This is a genomic window from Aeromicrobium halocynthiae, assembly GCF_039531385.1.
In the GTDB taxonomy this organism is placed as follows: Bacteria; Actinomycetota; Actinomycetes; order Propionibacteriales; family Nocardioidaceae; genus Aeromicrobium; species Aeromicrobium halocynthiae.
Window position 1 is genome coordinate 264,901 of the sequence record NZ_BAAAPY010000001.1, and the last position, 17,529, is coordinate 282,429.

Annotated in this window: 19 protein-coding genes and 1 tRNA gene; all 20 read right to left on the minus strand. The window is 70.6% G+C overall.

Annotated features, from left to right (window positions below; translation table 11 throughout):
- Positions 1 to 29 precede the first annotated feature (29 nt).
- Positions 30 to 1,013 (minus strand): ABC transporter substrate-binding protein, encoded by a 984-nt coding sequence (locus tag ABD213_RS01250; protein WP_344323345.1) that lies wholly within the window; start codon positions 1,011 to 1,013, stop codon positions 30 to 32.
- A gap of 27 nt (positions 1,014 to 1,040) precedes the next feature.
- A complete protein-coding gene (locus tag ABD213_RS01255; RefSeq protein ID WP_344323347.1) occupies positions 1,041 to 1,826 on the minus strand; it encodes an ABC transporter ATP-binding protein in 786 nt (261 codons plus the stop codon).
- Positions 1,827 to 1,966: 140 nt separating this feature from the next.
- Complete coding sequence (locus tag ABD213_RS01260) at positions 1,967 to 2,755, minus strand: ABC transporter permease (protein ID WP_344323350.1); 789 nt, start codon at positions 2,753 to 2,755, stop codon at positions 1,967 to 1,969.
- On the minus strand, positions 2,752 to 3,525 hold the full coding sequence (locus ABD213_RS01265) for an ABC transporter permease (protein ID WP_344323352.1): 774 nt from the start codon (positions 3,523 to 3,525) through the stop codon (positions 2,752 to 2,754). Before ABD213_RS01265 ends, ABD213_RS01260 begins: the two co-directional genes overlap by 4 nt.
- 77 nt (positions 3,526 to 3,602) lie before the next feature.
- Positions 3,603 to 4,694: an FAD-dependent oxidoreductase gene (locus tag ABD213_RS01270; protein ID WP_344323354.1), complete on the minus strand. Its 1,092-nt coding sequence runs from the start codon at positions 4,692 to 4,694 to the stop codon at positions 3,603 to 3,605.
- Positions 4,691 to 5,605 carry an NAD(P)-dependent oxidoreductase gene (locus ABD213_RS01275; protein ID WP_344323356.1) on the minus strand — a complete coding sequence of 305 codons (915 nt, stop codon included), beginning with the start codon at positions 5,603 to 5,605 and terminating at the stop codon, positions 4,691 to 4,693. The genes ABD213_RS01270 and ABD213_RS01275 overlap by 4 nt, the downstream gene beginning before the upstream one ends.
- A 10-nt stretch (positions 5,606 to 5,615) precedes the next feature.
- On the minus strand, positions 5,616 to 6,650 hold the full coding sequence (locus tag ABD213_RS01280) for a D-2-hydroxyacid dehydrogenase (RefSeq protein WP_344323358.1): 1,035 nt from the start codon (positions 6,648 to 6,650) through the stop codon (positions 5,616 to 5,618).
- Positions 6,647 to 7,639: an alpha/beta fold hydrolase gene (locus ABD213_RS01285; protein WP_344323362.1), complete on the minus strand. Its 993-nt coding sequence runs from the start codon at positions 7,637 to 7,639 to the stop codon at positions 6,647 to 6,649. Before ABD213_RS01285 ends, ABD213_RS01280 begins: the two co-directional genes overlap by 4 nt.
- Before the next feature lie 15 nt (positions 7,640 to 7,654).
- A complete protein-coding gene (glnT, locus tag ABD213_RS01290) occupies positions 7,655 to 9,010 on the minus strand; it encodes a type III glutamate--ammonia ligase (RefSeq protein ID WP_344323364.1) in 1,356 nt (451 codons plus the stop codon).
- A gap of 241 nt (positions 9,011 to 9,251) precedes the next feature.
- Positions 9,252 to 9,325 (minus strand) — tRNA-Pro (locus ABD213_RS01295).
- A 16-nt stretch (positions 9,326 to 9,341) separates the two neighbouring features.
- Entirely contained in the window at positions 9,342 to 10,193 is an 852-nt protein-coding gene (locus ABD213_RS01300; RefSeq protein ID WP_344323366.1) for a pseudouridine synthase, read from the minus strand.
- Positions 10,194 to 10,292: 99 nt separating this feature from the next.
- Positions 10,293 to 11,618, minus strand: coding sequence for a ribosome biogenesis GTPase Der (gene der / locus ABD213_RS01305; RefSeq protein WP_344323368.1), 1,326 nt, complete (start codon positions 11,616 to 11,618; stop codon positions 10,293 to 10,295).
- On the minus strand, positions 11,611 to 12,330 hold the full coding sequence (locus tag ABD213_RS01310; protein WP_344323370.1) for a lysophospholipid acyltransferase family protein: 720 nt from the start codon (positions 12,328 to 12,330) through the stop codon (positions 11,611 to 11,613). The genes der and ABD213_RS01310 overlap by 8 nt, the downstream gene beginning before the upstream one ends.
- Positions 12,327 to 12,995, minus strand: coding sequence for a (d)CMP kinase (cmk, locus tag ABD213_RS01315; RefSeq protein WP_344323373.1), 669 nt, complete (start codon positions 12,993 to 12,995; stop codon positions 12,327 to 12,329). The genes ABD213_RS01310 and cmk overlap by 4 nt, the downstream gene beginning before the upstream one ends.
- A gap of 58 nt (positions 12,996 to 13,053) precedes the next feature.
- Positions 13,054 to 14,139: a prephenate dehydrogenase gene (locus ABD213_RS01320; RefSeq protein WP_344323375.1), complete on the minus strand. Its 1,086-nt coding sequence runs from the start codon at positions 14,137 to 14,139 to the stop codon at positions 13,054 to 13,056.
- Positions 14,136 to 14,870, minus strand: coding sequence for a pseudouridine synthase (locus ABD213_RS01325; RefSeq protein ID WP_425546015.1), 735 nt, complete (start codon positions 14,868 to 14,870; stop codon positions 14,136 to 14,138). Before ABD213_RS01325 ends, ABD213_RS01320 begins: the two co-directional genes overlap by 4 nt.
- Positions 14,863 to 15,501, minus strand: a complete 639-nt coding sequence (scpB, locus tag ABD213_RS01330) for an SMC-Scp complex subunit ScpB (protein ID WP_344323379.1) — start codon at positions 15,499 to 15,501, stop codon at positions 14,863 to 14,865. Before scpB ends, ABD213_RS01325 begins: the two co-directional genes overlap by 8 nt.
- A complete protein-coding gene (locus tag ABD213_RS01335; RefSeq protein ID WP_344323382.1) occupies positions 15,494 to 16,315 on the minus strand; it encodes a segregation and condensation protein A in 822 nt (273 codons plus the stop codon). Before ABD213_RS01335 ends, scpB begins: the two co-directional genes overlap by 8 nt.
- Positions 16,312 to 16,656, minus strand: a complete 345-nt coding sequence (locus ABD213_RS01340; RefSeq protein ID WP_344323385.1) for a hypothetical protein — start codon at positions 16,654 to 16,656, stop codon at positions 16,312 to 16,314. Before ABD213_RS01340 ends, ABD213_RS01335 begins: the two co-directional genes overlap by 4 nt.
- Positions 16,641 to 17,489, minus strand: coding sequence for a ParA family protein (locus ABD213_RS01345; RefSeq protein ID WP_344323387.1), 849 nt, complete (start codon positions 17,487 to 17,489; stop codon positions 16,641 to 16,643). The genes ABD213_RS01340 and ABD213_RS01345 overlap by 16 nt, the downstream gene beginning before the upstream one ends.
- Positions 17,490 to 17,529: the final 40 nt, after the last annotated feature.

The following is a 17,529-nucleotide window of genomic DNA, read 5'->3' on the forward strand; positions in this document are numbered from 1 at the left end:
CCCACGACCCGCCCCGAGGCCGCCGTGGTTCAGTCCTGCCCGGCGAACAGCGACTCGAGGTCCGCGGGCTCCTCCTCGAGGATCCCGTACCTGACCGAGTACTCGGCGTAGGCCCGCAGCGCCTCCAGGTCGTCGTCGTTGGGGAACAGCGGCAGAGTCATCCGCTCGGCGACGTCCTCGTCGATGCCCATCTCCACCACCGAGACCTCACGGACGAGGTCGGGGTTGGCGGTGGCGAACTCGTTGACCTCGGTCATCGCCTCCTGGAACGCCTCGACGACCTCGGGGTTGTCGGTCGCGTACGTCTGCGACGTCGAGTAGTAACCACCCACCTGTTCCGGGAATGCCTGGGCGCCGGCACTCATGAGCAGCTCGCCACCGTCGTCCATCGCCGGGGTGCGGAACGGTTCGGAGACCCAGATCGCGTCGACGTCGCCGCGCTCGAGCGCCTCGGCCATGTCCGGGAACGGCAGCTGCGTCCACTCCAGGCTCTCGTGGTCGACACCGAGGTCCTCGAACGCCTTGCGGATGTGCACCTCACCGATGTTCTGCAGCGTGTTGACCGCGATGTTCCTGCCCTCGAGGTCCTCGGGCTCCTCGATGCCGCTGTCGGCGGCCACGATGATGCCGTGGTCGTCTTCCTCGAACTCCGCGTGCGGCGCCCAGCTGCTGTGCACGATCTCGAGCGGGAGGCCTTCGCCGAGAGCCGCGAGCTGGCTGACCGAGTTCGAGTAGCCGAACTGGTTCTCACCGCTCAGGACGCTGGGGATGACGGCGGCGCCACCGTCGGCGAAGCTCACCTCGAGCTTGAGGCCGTGCTTCTCGAAGATGCCCTCCTCGATGCCGAGGAACAGCGGGGCGCTGAGCACCGCGGGGATCGTACCGACGCTGACCTCGGTCAGTCCGTCGGCGTTCTCCCCCTCGGCACCACTGCCACAGGCGGCCAAGAACGTGCTGGCACCGAGGAGCAGTGCTCCCAGGCCGGTCGAGCGTCGTGTACGGGTGGTCTTCATACTGTTCTCCTTGGTTGGGGGTTCGGGTCAGGCGTGCGCGAGGTCGGCGTCGCGCACCATGTCTCGGATCCCCCCGAAGACGTGAGCACGCAGGCGGGCGAAGTTCGGCAGGGACTTCGTCTCGATCTGGTCGCGTGGGTGCGGCAGGTCGATGTCGATGACCTCCGCGATGCGGCTGGGTGACCGGGTGACCGTCGCGACACGATTGCTGAGGTAGACGGACTCGTCGACGTCGTGGGTGACGAACAGGATCGTCGTGCCGGTCTCCTCACGTACCCGGAGCACGAGGTCCTCGAGGTCGGCGCGGGTCTGGGCGTCGACGGAGGCGAACGGCTCGTCCATGATGAGCACCTTGGGCCGGTAGGCGATGGCCCGAGCGATCGCGACGCGCTGCTGCATGCCGCCCGAGAGCTGGAAAGGCTTCTTCTCGGCGGCGTCGGCGAGGCCCACCTCCTCCAGTGCGGTCTGCACGCGGCGGTGCCGCTCGGGTCCGCTGTTGCCCTTCTTCATGAGGGGCAGCTCGACGTTGGTGGCCACGGTCGCCCACGGCAGCAGTGAGCGGGCGTAGTCCTGGAACACGATGGCGAAGTCCTCGGGCGGACCGTCCACCTCGCGACCCTGGAAGTAGACGCCTCCGGCGGTGGGCCGGTCGAGTCCGGCGACGCACCGCAGGAGAGTCGTCTTGCCCGCTCCGGAGGGGCCGACGATGCTGAAGAGCTCGCCTTCTTGCACGGTGAACGACATGTCGGAGACGGCGGTGAAGCCGCCCTTCTTGGTCGGGTAGGTCTTCTCTAGGTCGGAAACGATGAGCACGGTCGGTCTCCCTGACAAGTGATGCTGCGTGGGTGGGGGTGGTCTCGGCGCGACGGTTTCGAATCTATATAGAAACTAGGCGTCGAAGGTTGTGACGACTTGCCGTTCTCGTTACGAGCACGTGTCCTCGCGAGCCGTCGTCACGCGTCCTCCTTCCGCGGGTCGCTCCAGCGCAGGAGCGCCCTCTCGAGCAGCGAGTACGCGAGGGTCAGCGTGAAGCCGAGAAGGCCCAGGACGACGATCCCGGACCACATCGTCACGAGCTGGAAGGTGGCCTGCGCCTGTGTGATGACGAAGCCGAGCCCCTGCTGTGCGCCGACCATCTCGCTCGTCACCATGAGGATGAGTCCGAGCGGGATGGCGATGCGGATGCCGACGAGCACGCGGGGCAGCACGGCCGGCAGCACGATGAACACCTGTCGCTGGAAGCCTGTGATGCGAAAGGCCCGCGCGGAGTCCTCGAGCGTCGGGTCGATGCGACGCGCACCGTCCGCGGTGTTCAGCAGGACGGGCCACAGCGACCCGAGGGCGATGAGGAAGATCTTCATGTTGTCCCCCACCCCGAACAGCATCATCGCGAACGGGATGAGTGCCGTGGCGGGGATCGCGCGGGCGAACTCCAGCGCGGGCGAGACGGCCTGCTCGAGGATCGGGAGCTGCCCGATGAGCAGCCCGACGCCCACACCGGACGCAACGCCGATGAGCAGTCCCGCGGACAGGGTCTTCAGGCTCGCGGTGAGGTTGCGCACCCCTTGCGCCGTCTGCCAGTACTCCACCGTCTCCTCCAGGATGGCCGAGAGCGCAGGGAAGTAGACGTTCTCGCTTCCCTGCGAGAGCAGGTACCAGGCGGTGAGCGCGGTGAGGGCACCGGCCACAGCGACGAGTGCGCGCCCGCGTCCTGTCGAGGCCTTCAGGGCTGGCGTGGTCATCGTGTTCCTCCGACTCCGTGACTGGCGTTGAGCCGCTTCTCGAGGCGGCGGACGAGCAGGTTGAGCACGATCCCGGCCGCCCCGCTCAGTGCGATGTACGCGTACATCCGGGCGGGATCCCCGGCGCTGCGCGACATCGTGATCTCGTAGCCGATGCCGGGCATCTGGATGATGATCTCGGCGGTCACGATGAGGATGAGCGTCGTCGACGTCGCGAGGCGGGTGGCCGTGGCCAGGTGCGGGAGCATGCTCGGCAGCTGGATCCAGCGAATCCGCTGCCACGCGCTCAGGCTGTACGACCGAGCCGTGTCCAGGGCGATCGGTGGGGCGGAACGAACTCCGGTGATGACCGGCACGAGCACCTGCCAGAAGGCTGCGAAGCACGCGAGGAACATCGCCGACCCGGCGCCCGTCCCGATCGTCAGCACGACGAGCGGGATGAGTGCCACCGACGGCACAGGTCGCAGGAACTCGATGACCGGTCGCAGGAAGGCCTCCAGCGGGACGACGAGCCCCAAGAGCACGCCGACCGCCGTGCCGAGGCTCACCGAGACGAGCAGCGCGAACAGCCACGTGCGGACCGTGGCGAACAGCGCGGGCCAGAAGGCGTCACCGCCGACCTCGGCTGCGAGGGTCCGGAGGATCTCGCTCGCCGGCGGGAAGTACCCGCCGGGCAGCACGTCGGTGCGCGTCAACACCTCCTGGAGGACGAGGAGGCCGAGCACCACCAGCACCGGTCGGGCCACCCGCGCGACCCATGGGCGGCTCACCCGCCCTGGTCCGGGCGGCGGCGTCACCGTCTCCCGTCGACCCTGCGTCGGGGTCGTCGACGGCGTCTGCACGGCGTTCACGGCTCGAGCCCCAGGTAGCGCTCCACCTGCAGGTTGACGCCGGCGGTGGCGTACTCCTTGCGAGTCCTCGGGAAGTCGAAGTGCAGCCGCGAGTACTCGACCATGGTGTTCGCGACGTGCATGCGCGCCACCTCCGTGGCCTTCAGCGCGTCGGGCACGTCGTGCTCGGCGAGGAGCCGCGCGAGGGTCTGGGCGTCGACAAGGGCTTGATTGGCCCCCTGGGCCATCCCCGGGTACATCGGGTGGGCAGAGTCGCCGATGAGCATGACGCGGCCGTCGACCCAGGTGGGCAGGTGCTCGCGATAGTGCGAGATCTCTCGACCGATGATCGTCCCGGGCCCGCTCGCGGCGATGATCGCCGGGACCGGAGTGGCGGACCACTCGCCGTAGGCGGAGGTGACCTCCTCGAGCCCGGTCAGGCCCTCGATGGTGCCGTACCAGTAGGCGTGGGTCCCGTCGATCGGGATCCAGCCGAAGTGGCCCCGCTCGCCGAAGACGTCCGCCTGGACGTCTGTCGGTACGCCGGCGTCGGCGCACGCGAACACCCCGCGCCAGCGGACGAATCCCTCGTCGGTGAACTCCGGCGGCCCGCCGAGGAGCTGGTTGCGAATCCGCGAGCCGATGCCGTCGGTGCCGAGCAGCACGTCGCCGGTGAGCCGGGTGCCGTCGGCCAGGATCGCGGTGACCGAGTCGGCATCCTGCTCGTACCCCTGGACGGCGTGGCCGAAGAGGATCTCGTCCTCCTCGAGCCCCGCGGCGAGCATCGCGTTGAGGCGACGGCGGCGGGCTCCCGTGATGGGTGCACCGAGCTCCTGCCGCCATGCGCTGACATCGGTGTCGGTGGTGAGGGTCCCGTCGCTGTCGAGTGCCCACCAGCTGCGCATCGCCGCTGCGTCGGAGAGGAACTGCTCCCCCAGACCGAGACCCTCGAGCACGCGTACGCCGTTGGGCCAGATGTTGAGCCCGACACCCGCTGTGCGCAGCTCGGGCTCCTTCTCGAGCAGCCGGACCTGCCAGCCGTCCCGCTTGAGGTGGAGCGCGGCCGCCAGGCCGGCGACCCCTCCACCGCAGATCAGTGCGCGTCTCATGCCGTCTCCTCGTCTGCTGTGCGGTCCTGTCCCCCAGCGCTGATGGCACTCAGCCGCTCGATGGCCTTGATGAGTGCTCCGTGGTCGTCCCCGCCGTCGCCGGCGGCTCGCAAGCCCTGCACGAGCTGGGTGACGACGCCGGTCACGGGCACCGCGACGCCGGCCTGCTCGGCTGCTGCGAGGGCGATCTTGAGGTCCTTCGCGTGCAGGTCGAGCCGGAACCCCGGCGTGAAGTCGCGCGCCAACATCGTCGGCGCCTTGACCTCGAGGACCTTGCTGCCGGCGAGCCCCCCGTTGAGGACGCCGATCGCCGCCTCCACGTCGACGCCGGCCCGCCCGAGCAGCGTCAGCGCCTCGCCCGTCATGGCGAGAGCTCCGGCGACGAGCATCTGGTTGGCGGACTTGACGAGCTGCCCGGAGCCGACGGGTCCGACGTGCGACATGACCCCGGCGAAGGCGTCGAGCGCCTCGGTGGCGTCGGCCACGGCGTCACTCTCGCCTCCGAGCATGATGGCGAGCCGACCGGCCACGGCACCGGCCTCACCGCCACTGACCGGGGCGTCGACGAACCGCAGTCCGCGGCCGGCGAGCGCTGCCCCCAGGTCCTGTGCGGCGTGCGGTGCGATCGTGCTGCAATCGATCAGCAGTGTTCCGGACTGCGCCGTCTCGACGATCCCGTCCGGGCCGAGCACGACGGCCTCGACGTCAGGTGCGTCCGGGAGCATCGTGATGACGACGTCGACCCTCTCGGCCGCCTCGGCCGGGGTGTCGGCGGCCGTCGCACCCGCTGCGACGAGTGCGTCGACGGCCGGCCGGGAGCGGTTGGTGCACACGACCTCGTGCCCGGCCTGCACCAGGTGCGTCGCCATCGGGCGTCCCATGACGCCCAGTCCCACGAATCCGATCCTCATCGCTTCCTCCTCAGTAGCCACGGGCCAGGTCGACGACGTTGCGGAACTCGCGGCCGTCGACGAGGCGCTGCAGGTTGTCGACGAAGACGTCCACCTGACGGTCTCCGAGCAGCTGCGAGGCGTGCGAGTCGTGAGGAAGCACCTCGGCACCCGGTGCACTCCACAGGGGGTCTTCCGCGGGCAGTGGTTCCTCGACGTGGCAGTCGATGAGGGCTCCGCGCAGCCGGCCCGAGTGCAGTCCGTCGATGATGGCGCCCGGATCACAGATCGCTCCGCGGGCGACGTTCGAGATCCAGCAGCCCGGCTTCATGGCCTTGACCGCGTCCGCGTCGACGAGCCCTCGGGTCTCGGGCGTGAGCGGGGCCGCGACGAGGAAGTAGTCCGAGCGACCGAGCACCTCGTGCAGCGACGGCGTCGCCACGACCTCGTCGAATCCGTCCACGGCGTTACCGCGCCGGTTGACGCCGATCGTGTGCATCCCGAGCACCTTGGCGACCTGCGCCGTGCGGGCCCCGATGTTGCCGGTGCCGAGGACGGTGAGGACCGATCCCTCGAGCTCGCGAGCCGGCAGCTCACGCCACGTGCGGGACTGCTGGTGGGCCCAGCGCTGCCGGAGCAGCTTGGCGTCGCCGAGGATCCCGGCGATCACCGTCTCGGCGATGGCGTTCGCGGCCACGCCCGAGGCGTTGGCGAGCGTGACGCCCTCGGGGATGATCCGCACCAGGTGCTCGGCGCCGGCGCTCATGGACTGCAGCAGTCTCAGGTCCGAGTTCATGAGCTGCTCGAAGCCGGGTCCGGTGAGGATCCCCTGCTCGACGTCGAGCTCGGGCTTGGAGCCGCTGGTCTCGACCATGATCGCGTGCGGAGGACGCTGTGGCGCCTGCCCTGCGTTGAGCACCGAGACCGGGACGTGCTCCAGCCACACGTCGTCGGCGACACCGGTGATGCGAGCCTTCTGCTCGTCGGTGAGCCAGATCCCCTCATCGGGGTCGGTGGCACCCTGCACAGCCTTGGGCAGTCCGGCGACCACCACGTTGAGCGTCATGTCATGTTCTCCTTCGGTTGTGTGCTGGTGCGGGTCGACGGATCCAGGAGCGCTCGCAGCGCCTCGTCGACGAGGGCCTGCTCCTGACGTCGCACGCCGGGTCGACCGGCGACGTGACCGAGCGGTGAGACGAGGGTCCACAGCGCGCCGTGGGACAGCGCCGCGACCTCCTTCTCGTTCTCGGCCGGGGTGAAGTAGCGGTCGGTGCTCGACGGCATGAGCACGGTGCGAGCGCGGACGGACCCGAGCGCGACGTCGGCCGCCAGCCACGTACGCAGGCTCGCGAGCAGGTCGAGCGCGTCGTGCTGGACGTGGTCCGCGCCCCAGGACTCGAGGACGTCGGTGATGCTGCTGTAGCCCAGCTCGGTGAAGTGACCGTCCTCGAAGAACTCCTCCGAGTAGGCCCAGCCGGCGTAGACCCGACCGAACGCGTCGAGCCCTCGTGCCGCCGGTCCCACGCCCAGCTCGGAGTCGACGCGCAGCACCGCAGCGACCGACTCCAGGAAGACCCGGTTGATCGCCGAGCAGCGCGCGGCCGAGCACACGGCCAGCACGGTCGCGACGTCGCCCGGACGCTGGGCGGCGAGCTCGAGGGCCTGCATGCCGCCCAGCGACCAGCCGGCCGCGAGGTCGACGTGCTCGATGCCGAGCGACTCGAGCACGAGCCACGCGACACCGGCGAGGTCACCGATGCTCACGTGCGGGAACGGACCACCCGTCGTGGAGGGCGAGGTCGAGACCCCTCCTCCGAGGTGGTTGACGACGACGATGCGGTGCCTCGTCGGGTCGAGCGCGCGGCCGGGACCGATCCACGGGGCGTAGCTGGCGTCGGTGCCGGTGTAGTAGGTCGGCAGCAGCACCGTCGCCTCGGCACCCGAAGCGGGCCCGTGGACCCGGTAGTGCACCTCGGCGGTCGGCATCGACTCCCCCGACTCGAGGTCGAGATCCTCGAGCCCGAGGGTGCCGGGCGTTCCCATGTCGGTTCCCATGGCTCGGCCCTTCGCTTAGTAGAAGCGCAGGTAGCGGTCGCGCTCCCAGTCGGTGACGGCCGTGGCGTACGACGCCCACTCGTCCCGCTTGAGGTCGATGAACGACGACCACAGCTCCTTGCCACAGACCTCCTGCGTGAACGGGTCCGCCTCGAACGCGTCGATGGCCTCCTCGAGGGTCCTCGGCAGCAGGACCAACCCGCGCTTGTCGTACTCGCGGGGATCGACGGCGTGCAGGTTCTCGGTGTGGAAGTCGTCGAGCTCAGCCTTCTCCCGGATTCCCTCCAGACCGGCGGCGAGCAGGAGGGCCGCAGCGAGGTGCGGGTTGGCCGCGGAGTCGACGGCGCGGCACTCAACCCGACCGCCCCCGAGCGGGATGCGCAACATGTTGGTGCGGTTGTTGTTGCCACAGCTGGCGAAGATCGGAGCCCACGTCGAGCCGGACATGCTGCCCTGCCGGACGAGGCGCTTGTAGCTGTTGACCGTCGGGGCGATGACGGCGCAGATCGCGGCGGCGTGGCGCACGATGCCGGCCGCGAAGTGGTAGCCGAGGTCGCTCAGCCCGGCACCGCGGGGATCCTGGTCGCTCTCGAACAGGTTGGCGCCGGTGGCGAGGTCGGCGAGGGACATGTTGAAGTGCGCGCCGGAGCCGCTGCGGTCGGCGAAGGGCTTGGGCATGAAGGAGGCGTAGGCACCGTGCTTGCGGGCCACCTCGTTCGCCATCGTGCGGAAGATGACGACGCGGTCGGCCATCGTCATCGCGTCGGAGTAGGCGAAGTCGATCTCGAACTGGCCGCGGGCGTCCTCGTGGTCCAAGGAGTACACGTCCCAGCCGAGCTCGTTCATGTGGTCGACGAGCTCGGTCATCCAGTGCAGGTTGTCCAGCAGCGGCGGCACGGCGTAGCAGGGCTTGTCGAGGGTGTCGCGGTCGCTGACGTTGTCGGTCTGCGTCTCACCCTCGTGGAGCACGAAGAACTCGGTCTCGACACCGAGGTTCATGGCGAGGCCCTCCTGCGCGGCGGCCTCCGTCTGACGCTCCAGGACGTTGCGTGTCGAGGCAGCGAAGTCCTCTCCCCCGACGGTCAGCCGGGACAGGAACAGTGCGACGTCGCGCCGCCACGGCATGACGATCCCGCGGTCGAGGTCGGGCCGCGCGGACAGCTCCTCCTCGTTGACCTCCTGCGGGAGTCCGTCGAGTGCGGCGCCGGTGAAGAGCTCGGAGCCGCCCGCCATGTCGGCGAAGTGCCCGATCGGGACCATCTTGCCCTTGAGGTTGCCGTGCAGATCGGTGTACCCGGCGATCGCGAATCGCACGCCGTCGTCCTTGAGCCGCTGTCCGACGGCGTCGACCGTCGAGTCCTTTGACGTCACGATGGACCTTCCCTTCGAGGTTTCTACGAGTTATCGAAACCGTACGGAGGTCATGTTTCGTCCGTTTGACGTCGATGTTGCTTCGCTGTTCCCTTCTCGACGCGGAGGGCGTACGTGGCGCACGTGGCTGTTCCCCGTTCAGACCGGTGACTGCCGGCGAGAGCGCCAGGGGGACCACGAAGAGCGACCGCCGGACATGACGAAGCCCAGGTGAGAAGCCTGCTCTCACCTGGGCTTTACGTCGGGCTGACAGGATTTGAACCTGCGACCCCGTGACCCCCAGTCACGTGCGCTACCAAGCTGCGCCACAGCCCGTCGGACCTCGGCCACCTTACCCCACCGACGCGGGCGGTCCGACACCCGGGCCGGGGCGAAGAGGCAGCCGTCGCAGGCTGACGAATCGGCGCGCGGACCCGTCGACCGGGTCGACGAAGGCCAGCTCGGCGGCGAGCAGCTGCAGGGGCCGGGAGAAGTCGTCGACCGCGACGTCCCTGACCTCGGGGTACAGGGGATCGTCGACGATCGGCAGGCCGATGCCGCTGAGGTGCAGCCGCAGCTGGTGGGTGCGGCCGGTGAGCGGACGCAACCGGAGGACGTCCCCGTCCGGTCCGCTGGACTCGTGCACGAGGTGCGTCTCCGCGTTCACGGGTGCCCCCGGCACGACGACGGCCCGCAGGGCTCCGCGGTCCTTGCGGATGTGGTTGCGGATGACCGGCGGCACCTCGACACCGGGCCGGTGGGGCACGAGGGCTCGGTAGGTCTTGACGACCTCTCGACGCGCGAACAGCTGCTGGTAGGCGCCTCGCCACCGCCGCTGGGTGACCAGCACGAGGACCCCGGAGGTGACCCTGTCCAGCCGGTGCGCCGGGGTCAGCTCCGGCAGGTCGAGCTCTCGTCTGAGCCGCACCACCACGCTCTGCGTCACGTGCTGACCCCGCGGGATCGTGGCCAGGAACGGAGGCTTGTCGACCACGACCAGGCGCTCGTCGCGGTGGAGGACGTCGATCGTGCCCGGTACCACCGCCTCGTCACGCAGGTCACGGTGGAACCACACGAAGGTGTGCGGGCGGTACGCGTCGTCGGCAAGGAGCACGGTGCCGTCCTGGTACACCAGGCGTTCGCCGGCCAGCAGGGCCTCGACGTCCACCCGCTCGGGGAGCTTGTCACGCAACCACTCCCCCATGCTGGCCCACGGCGGTGACGACGACGGATCGCGGTCCGGCGTGCGGATCCAGGCCGGCGACAGACCGTCGCGTGACGGGAGCGGGGAACGCGGAGGCACCTAGCGGCGGCCGCGCTTCTCACGCGGACGCTGCTGGATGTGGATCGGTGTCCCGGCGAACCCGAACTCCTCGCGCAGGCGACGCTCGACGAAGCGCAGGTAGCCGGCCTCGAGCTTGCCGGAGGTGAACAGGATGAAGGTGGGTGGCGCGGTGGACGCCTGCGTCCCGAACAGGATCTTGGGCTGCTTGCCACCCCGCACGGGGTGGGGGTGCTCGGAGACGAGCCGGCCGAGGAACGCGTTGAGCGCACCTGTTCCGACGCGCGTCTCCCACCCCTCGAGGGCGGTGTCGAGGGCGCGCACGAGGCGGTCGACGTGCCACCCCGTCCGGGCGGCGATGTTGATGCGCGGGGCCCACGCCACCTGCACGAGCTCACGCTCGATCTCGCGCTCGATGTAGTAGCGCCGCTCGTCGTCGACGAGGTCCCACTTGTTGAACGCCACGACGAGCGCCCGGCCCGCCTCGGCCGCCTGGGAGATGATCCGGGTGTCCTGCTCGGACAGCGTCTGGCTGGCGTCGACGATGACCACCGCCACCTCGGCACGCTCCAGCGCACCTCCGGTGCGCAGGCTCGCGTAGTACTCGTGCCCGGACGCCTCGCGAACGCGACGGCGGATGCCCGCGGTGTCGATGAACCGCCACGTCCGCCCCCCGAGCTCCACGAGCTCGTCGACGGGGTCGACCGTGGTCCCGGAGGCGTCGTCGACGACGACGCGGTCCTCGCGGGCGAGCTTGTTCAGCAGGCTCGACTTGCCGACGTTCGGTCGGCCGATGATCGCGACGCGTCGCGGACCACCCTCGGGCTCGTCCTCGTCGTCGGGCGCCTCGGGCAGCGCGTCGAGCACCGCGTCGAGGAGGTCACCGCTGCCGCGCCCGTGGAGGGCGGAGACGGGGTAGGGCTCGCCGAGACCGAGGTTCCACAACGACGCCGCCTCGAGCTCGCCGCGCTGGTCGTCGACCTTGTTGGCCGCCAGGACGACCGGCTTGCCGGCGGCCCGCAGGATGCGCACGACCGCCTCGTCGGCATCGGTGATGCCGACGGTGGCGTCGACGACGAACAGGACCGCGTCGGCGGCCTGGACGGCGACCTCGGCCTGGGCCGCGATGCGCTCGGCCAGTCCTCGGGCGTCGGGGTCCCACCCGCCGGTGTCGACGACGGTGAACGCCTTGCCGTTCCACTCCGCGTCGTACGGCACGCGGTCGCGGGTGACGCCGGGGATGTCCTCGACGACGGCCTCGCGTCGTCCGATGATGCGGTTGACGAGCGTGGACTTGCCGACGTTGGGCCGGCCGATGATCGCCAGGACGGGGATGCGCTCAGCCATGGAGCTCCTCCGCGGGCAGGGGGCCGGGCAGCTCGAGCGCCTCGGTGCGCAAGGCGCGCTCGAGGTGCTCGCGCAGGTGCTGCTGGATCTGGTCGGTCACGGCGTCCACTGTCTCACGCGGGCGCGGCCAGGCCTGGGCCGGGAAGGTGACGGGACGTCCGTAGAGGACGTGGAACCGCGCACCCGGCTGCGGGCGGGCGTCCGCGTGCTGTCCCGGACCTCGCGTCCCCACGAGCACCACGGGGACCACGGGGGCCCCGCTGACGAGGGCCAACCACCCGATGCCCGGCTTCACGACGGCGAAGTCGCCGCTCCCGCGCACCGCTTCGGGGAACACGACGACACTCTGCCCGGCGGCCAGGGCGCCGGCAGCCGTGCGCAGCGCGCCGACGTCGTTGGCCTCGCGATCGACCCGGATCTGTCCGGTGAGTCGAAGCAGCACGCCGAGCGCTCCCTCGAACGCCTCGCGCTTGGTGAGGGCGTGGGCCGGACGTGGCGCCCGCCCGACCAGGAGCGGTCCGTCGAGCCACCCGATGTGGTTGCTGGCGAAGATGACCGGTCCCCGCTCCGGCACGTGGTGCGCGCCGCGCTCACGGATGTCCCAGCGGCGAGCCATGATGCGCGACGCGATCGGTCGAAGCAGTCTCAGTCCCGTCTCGGGCAGGGGCCGAGCAGGGACGTCGGGTGCGGCGGCCGGGTGGCGACCACTCACCGGCGCACCTCCCGCACCAGCGCGACGACGCGGTCGACGACCTCCTCCAGGCTCAGGTGGGTGCCGTCGATCTCGACCGCTCCGTCGGCACGCACCAGGGGCGACGCCGCGCGGGTGGAGTCGATGGCGTCGCGACGTTCCAGGGAGGCCAACGTCGCGGCTGCGTCGTCCGAACCGTCCTCCGCCGCCCGCCTGGCCGCGCGGGCCACCGGATCGGCGACCAGGAAGACCTTCACCGGGGCGTCCGGCGCGACGACCGAACCGATGTCGCGGCCCTCGACCACGATGCCGTCCCCTGCCGCCTCGATGACCGCTCGCTGCTGCTGCACGAGCAGACGGCGCACGTACGGCACCGCCGAGACGGGACTGACCGCCGCCGTCACCTGCGGGCCGCGGATCGGGACGGAGACGTCCACCCCGTCGGCCTCGATCGTGGGGGCGTCGGGGTCGGTCCCGCTGACCAGGCGCACCTGCTCCGCTACCTGCGCCACGGCCTCGGCGTCGGTCGGGTCGACCCCCCGTTGCAGGAGCGCCCAGGTCATGGCCCGGTACATGGCGCCGGTGTCCAGGTACGCCAGGGACAGCGCGCGGGCGACGCCGCGGGCGGTGCTGGACTTGCCCGATCCGGACGGGCCGTCGACGGCGACGACGAGTGGGGCGTTCACGCGGTGGTACTCCTCGGAGAGCGGGTGAGGGTGGCTGGCGGGGCGAGCGGTCGGCGCGTCATCGGTACGCCGTCCAGCCGGACGTCACGAGCTCCTCGACGAGGTGGTCGGCCCGGTCGGCCAGCACGGAGATCTCCACCAGCCCGACCAAACGACCGAGCTCGTGATCGATGCGGAGGTCCTCGATGTTGACCCCGATCTGGCCGACCCTGGCGAACAGTCGGGACAGCTCGCCCGGACGGTCGGAGACCTGCACGAGGACGACGGCCAGCTCGGGCTGCACGCCTCCGTGCTTGCCCGGCAGTCGTTCGGACCCACGTCGACCGGTGACGAGGAGCTCCGCGACATCGGACTCGTCCTCCAGAGCCGCGAGCACGGTGTCGAGGTCCTGGCGGACCGAGCGCAGGATCGAACGCACCGCGACGGCGTTCCCCCGCAGGATCTCGCGCCACAGCGTCGGGTCGCTGCCGGCGACCCTCGTCACGTCCCGGACCCCCTGGCCGGCCAGGGCGAGGTGCGCGCTGGGAGCCTCCAGGAGGCGTGCGGCGGTCAGCGACGACATCACCTGCGGCACGTGCGAGACCAGCGCCACGGCCTCGTCGTGCGTGGCGGGCTCCATGGTCACGGGCACGCCGCCGAGCATCACCGCGACCTCCTCGACGAGACGGACGGCCTCGTCCGCGGCGCTGCGACCAGGTGTGATCACCCAGGGCCGGCCCTCGAACAGCTGTGCCGACGCCGCCTCCGGTCCGGACCGCTCACTGCCTGCCATGGGGTGGCTGCCGACGAACCGTCCGGAGTCGTCGACGGCGTCGACCCCGGTCACCACTCGGTCCTTGATGCTGGCGACGTCCGTGACGACGGCACGCGGCCACTCGCGCAGCGCATCGACGACGGCCTCGACCGTCGCAGCAGGAGGAACGGCGACGACGACGAGAGCGGGGTCGGCCGCAGGTTCGGGACTGCCGGCTCCGCGGTCGACGGCTGCGCGCAGGTGCTCAGGATCCGCGTCGCGCAGGTGGACGTCGATGCCGTGGCCGCGCAGGCCGAGCGCGATCGACGTGCCGATGAGACCGCACCCGATCACCACCGTCGGCGGCAACCCCGGGTCCGCGGCACCCTGGGGATCCGCAGGCGTCGTCATGACGCCACGCTATCCAACAGTGCGCCGAGCTCCTCACGGGAGAGGTCCCGGATCTCGCCGACGCCGAGCCCGCCCAGGCTCAAGGGGCCGAAGGCCGTGCGGGTCAGCTCACGCACCGGGTGACCGACCTCCGCCAGCAGGCGACGCACGATCCGGTTGCGGCCCATGTGCAGGTCCAGCTCGACCATGGAGCGACCACGCGCGCGGTCCTTGACGACGAACCGGTCCACCTGTGCGGGCCCGTCGTCCAGCTCGACGCCCTCGCGCAACCGGCGACCGAGACCGTCGGAGACCGCACCGTCGACGAGGGCGACGTACGTCTTGGTGATCTCGAAGGAAGGGTGGGCGAGCTTGTGGGCCAGGTCGCCGTCGTTGGTCAGCAGGAGCAGCCCGGAGGTGTCGGTGTCGAGACGGCCGACGTGGAAGAGCCGCTCGGGACGGTCCGCGACCAGTGCGGAGAGGTCCGGCCGGCCCTGCTCGTCGGCCATGGACGACACGACGCCGCGCGGCTTGTTCAGCAGGAGGTGGATGTGGTCGCTCGGCGGAGGGATGCGCCTGCCCTGGACGCGGATGACGTCGCGGGCGGGGTCCACCCGCGTGCCCATGCGCTCGACGACCTCCCCGTTCACCTCGACCTCGCCGGCGAGCATCAGCTCCTCGCACCGACGCCGGCTGGCGACCCCCGCCTGGGCGAGCACCTTCTGCAACCGGATGCCCTCGACCTCAGGCATCATGCTCCTCCTGCACCGACGCCTGCTCGGCCGGCGGCTGCGGCCGACCGAGCGTCTCGGGATCCTCGTCGTCGTCCATCTCCGGCAGCAGCGGCGCGATCTCGGGCAGCTGGTCGACGGAGTCCAGCCCCATCCGCTCGAGGAAGTAGCTGGTGGTGCGGTAGAGGATCGCTCCGCTCTCGGCGTCGGTCCCTGCCTCCTCGATGAGACCGCGGGTGACGAGCGTGCGCGCCACGCCGTCGACGTTGACGCCGCGGATCGCGGAGATCCTCGAGCGGCTGATCGGCTGGCGGTAGGCGACGACGGCGAGGGTCTCCAGCGCGGCCTGCGTGAGCCGGGCCTGCTGCCCGTCGGTGACGAACCGCTCCACCGCGGGCGCGAACTCCTCCCTCGTGACGTAGCGCCACCCGCCGGCGAGCGCGCGCAGCTCGAAGCCCCGGCCCTGCTCGTCGTACTCCTGGGACAGCGCGGCCAGGGTCGCCGTCACGTCCGAGGGCGGGTGGCCGACGGCCTGCGCGAGGGTCAGGTGGTCCAACGGCTGGTCGGCGACCATGAGCACCGCCTCGAGCGCGGGGCGGAGCTCGAGCATCTCCAGCTCCAGCTCGTGCGGCCGGTCGTCCTGCTCACTCATCGGTGTCCTCCTGGGGGTCCTCGGCCGCGGCCTCGTCGAACTCGGCGCTCACGTCGATCTCGCCCTCGTCGCTGCCCGTCCACCGCAGGTGCAGGTCGCCGAGGGGCGAGGCCTGGTCGAAGGCGACGACGCCCTCGCGGAACAGTTCGAGCAGGGCCAGGAATCGCGCCACGGTGGTCATGAGGTCGGCGTCGGCCGTGAGCGCGCGGAACGTCGTCGAGCGGTCGCGCCGCAGCCGGTCGACGACGAGGTGCGCCTGCTCACGGACGCTGACCGTCGGTGCGTGAAGGTGTCCGAGGGACAGGATCGGCTCGGGCTTCGGCTCCAGCGCCTTCGCGGCGATCTGCGCGAGCTCGTGCGGCCCGACGGAGATGAGCACCTCCGGCAGCAGCTCGGCGAACCGCGGCTCCAGCCCGACCGTCCTCGGGTGGCGGCGTGCCTCACGGGCGTACCGCTGTCCCAGCTGGGCTGCGACCTGCTTGAAGGCCCGGTACTGCAGCAGGCGGGCGAACAGCAGGTCCCTCGCCTCGAGGAGGGCGAGGTCCTCCTCGTCGTCCACCTCGGCCTGCGGGAGCAGACGGGCGGTCTTGAGGTCGAGCAGCGTGGAGGCCACGAGCAGGAAGTGGGTCGTCTGCTCCAGGTCGCCGTCCATCGTCGCGATGTACTGCACGAAGTCGGCGGTCACCCGGGAGAGCGCCACCTCGGTGACGTCCAGCTGGTGCTTGGAGATCAGCTGCAGCAGCAGGTCGAACGGCCCCTCGAAGACACCGACGTCGACCGTGAACTCACCGCTCGGTGCCGACGCGACGCTCATGCCTCGCGCAGGCGCTCGGCGATGTCGCTGTCGGTGTCGCGCGCCTCGAGGTCCTCCAGCGCCACCGCCAGGGCTGCGCGCACGAGCCGACCGCGGTCGACGTTGCGACCCAGGGCGCGGCGCAGCCGCAACCGTGCCTGCTCGATGGCGAGCAGCTCGTCGGAGGTGACGTAGACGGTCATCTTCTCGTCGTGCTTCACCCGTCCGCTGCCGGAGCGCGAGGCGGTGGCGTCCTCCGGAGCCGGAGCCGGAGCCGAAGCGGAGGTCTCGGGCGTCGCGGCCTCGCGAGCAGTGGAGCGGAACAGCTCGTCCGCCCCGGGCATGTTCACGCGTCGGGGCATCGCTGCAGCACCTCCCGTGCGAGCTGGCGGTAGGCCTCGGCTCCCGGCGAGCTCGACGCGTACGCGGTGATGGGTTCGCCGGCGACGGTCGCGTCGGAGAACTTGACGGTGCGGCGGATGACGGTGTGGAAGACGAGGTCGCCCCACCCCTGGACGAGCGTCTGCAGCACCTCGCGTCCGTGCAGCGTGCGCCCGTCGTACATCGTGCCGAGCAGGCCGATGATCTGCAGGTCGAAGTTGGTGCGGTCGCGGACCTTCTCGATCGTCTCCTTCAGCAGCGCGACGCCTCGCAGGGCGAAGTACTCGCACTCCAGCGGGATGATGACGCCGTCGGCGGCGGTGAGGGAGTTGACCGTTAGCAGGCCCAGGGAGGGCTGGCAGTCGATGAGAATCACGTCGTACTCGTGGAGCACCGGACGGAGGGTGCGCGCGAGCGCCTGCTCGCGGCCCACCTCGGTGACCAGTCGCATCTCGGCCGCGGAGAGGTCGATGTTCGCCGGGACGAGGTCGAGGTTCGGCACGGAGGTCTCGAGGCGGATGTCCTTGAGCCCGAGCTCGGCGTCCATCAGGACGTGGTAGATGCTCTGCTCGAGCTCGTGGGCGTTGAAGCCCAGGCCGACGGTCATCGACCCCTGGGGGTCGAAGTCGACGAGCAGGACGCGCCGTCCGGCCTCGGCCAACGCGGCGCCGAGGTTGATCGTCGTGGTGGTCTTGCCGACGCCGCCCTTCTGGTTGCACAGGGCGATGACGTGGGCGCGGCGGCCCGGCTGCCGAGGAGCGGGAGGAGCGAAGGTGGGGAGTGGACGCCCGGTGGGACCCAGCTCGTCACTCATCGAAGTCCTGTCCTGTCGGTGGTCGTGGGCGTCCTCGTGG

Coding starts and splice junctions, on each gene's coding strand:
- ABD213_RS01250 (WP_344323345.1), bottom strand. CDS start 1,013: ATGAAGACCACCCGTACACGACGCTCGACCGGCCTGGGAGCACTGCTC.
- ABD213_RS01260 (WP_344323350.1), bottom strand. CDS start 2,755: ATGACCACGCCAGCCCTGAAGGCCTCGACAGGACGCGGGCGCGCACTC.
- ABD213_RS01270 (WP_344323354.1), bottom strand. CDS start 4,694: ATGAGACGCGCACTGATCTGCGGTGGAGGGGTCGCCGGCCTGGCGGCC.
- ABD213_RS01275 (WP_344323356.1), bottom strand. CDS start 5,605: ATGAGGATCGGATTCGTGGGACTGGGCGTCATGGGACGCCCGATGGCG.
- ABD213_RS01280 (WP_344323358.1), bottom strand. CDS start 6,650: ATGACGCTCAACGTGGTGGTCGCCGGACTGCCCAAGGCTGTGCAGGGT.
- ABD213_RS01285 (WP_344323362.1), bottom strand. CDS start 7,639: ATGGGAACCGACATGGGAACGCCCGGCACCCTCGGGCTCGAGGATCTC.
- ABD213_RS01300 (WP_344323366.1), bottom strand. CDS start 10,193: ATGGGGGAGTGGTTGCGTGACAAGCTCCCCGAGCGGGTGGACGTCGAG.
- der (WP_344323368.1), bottom strand. CDS start 11,618: ATGGCTGAGCGCATCCCCGTCCTGGCGATCATCGGCCGGCCCAACGTC.
- ABD213_RS01320 (WP_344323375.1), bottom strand. CDS start 14,139: ATGACGACGCCTGCGGATCCCCAGGGTGCCGCGGACCCGGGGTTGCCG.
- ABD213_RS01325 (WP_425546015.1), bottom strand. CDS start 14,870: ATGCCTGAGGTCGAGGGCATCCGGTTGCAGAAGGTGCTCGCCCAGGCG.
- scpB (WP_344323379.1), bottom strand. CDS start 15,501: ATGAGTGAGCAGGACGACCGGCCGCACGAGCTGGAGCTGGAGATGCTC.
- ABD213_RS01335 (WP_344323382.1), bottom strand. CDS start 16,315: ATGAGCGTCGCGTCGGCACCGAGCGGTGAGTTCACGGTCGACGTCGGT.
- ABD213_RS01340 (WP_344323385.1), bottom strand. CDS start 16,656: ATGCCCCGACGCGTGAACATGCCCGGGGCGGACGAGCTGTTCCGCTCC.
- ABD213_RS01345 (WP_344323387.1), bottom strand. CDS start 17,489: ATGAGTGACGAGCTGGGTCCCACCGGGCGTCCACTCCCCACCTTCGCT.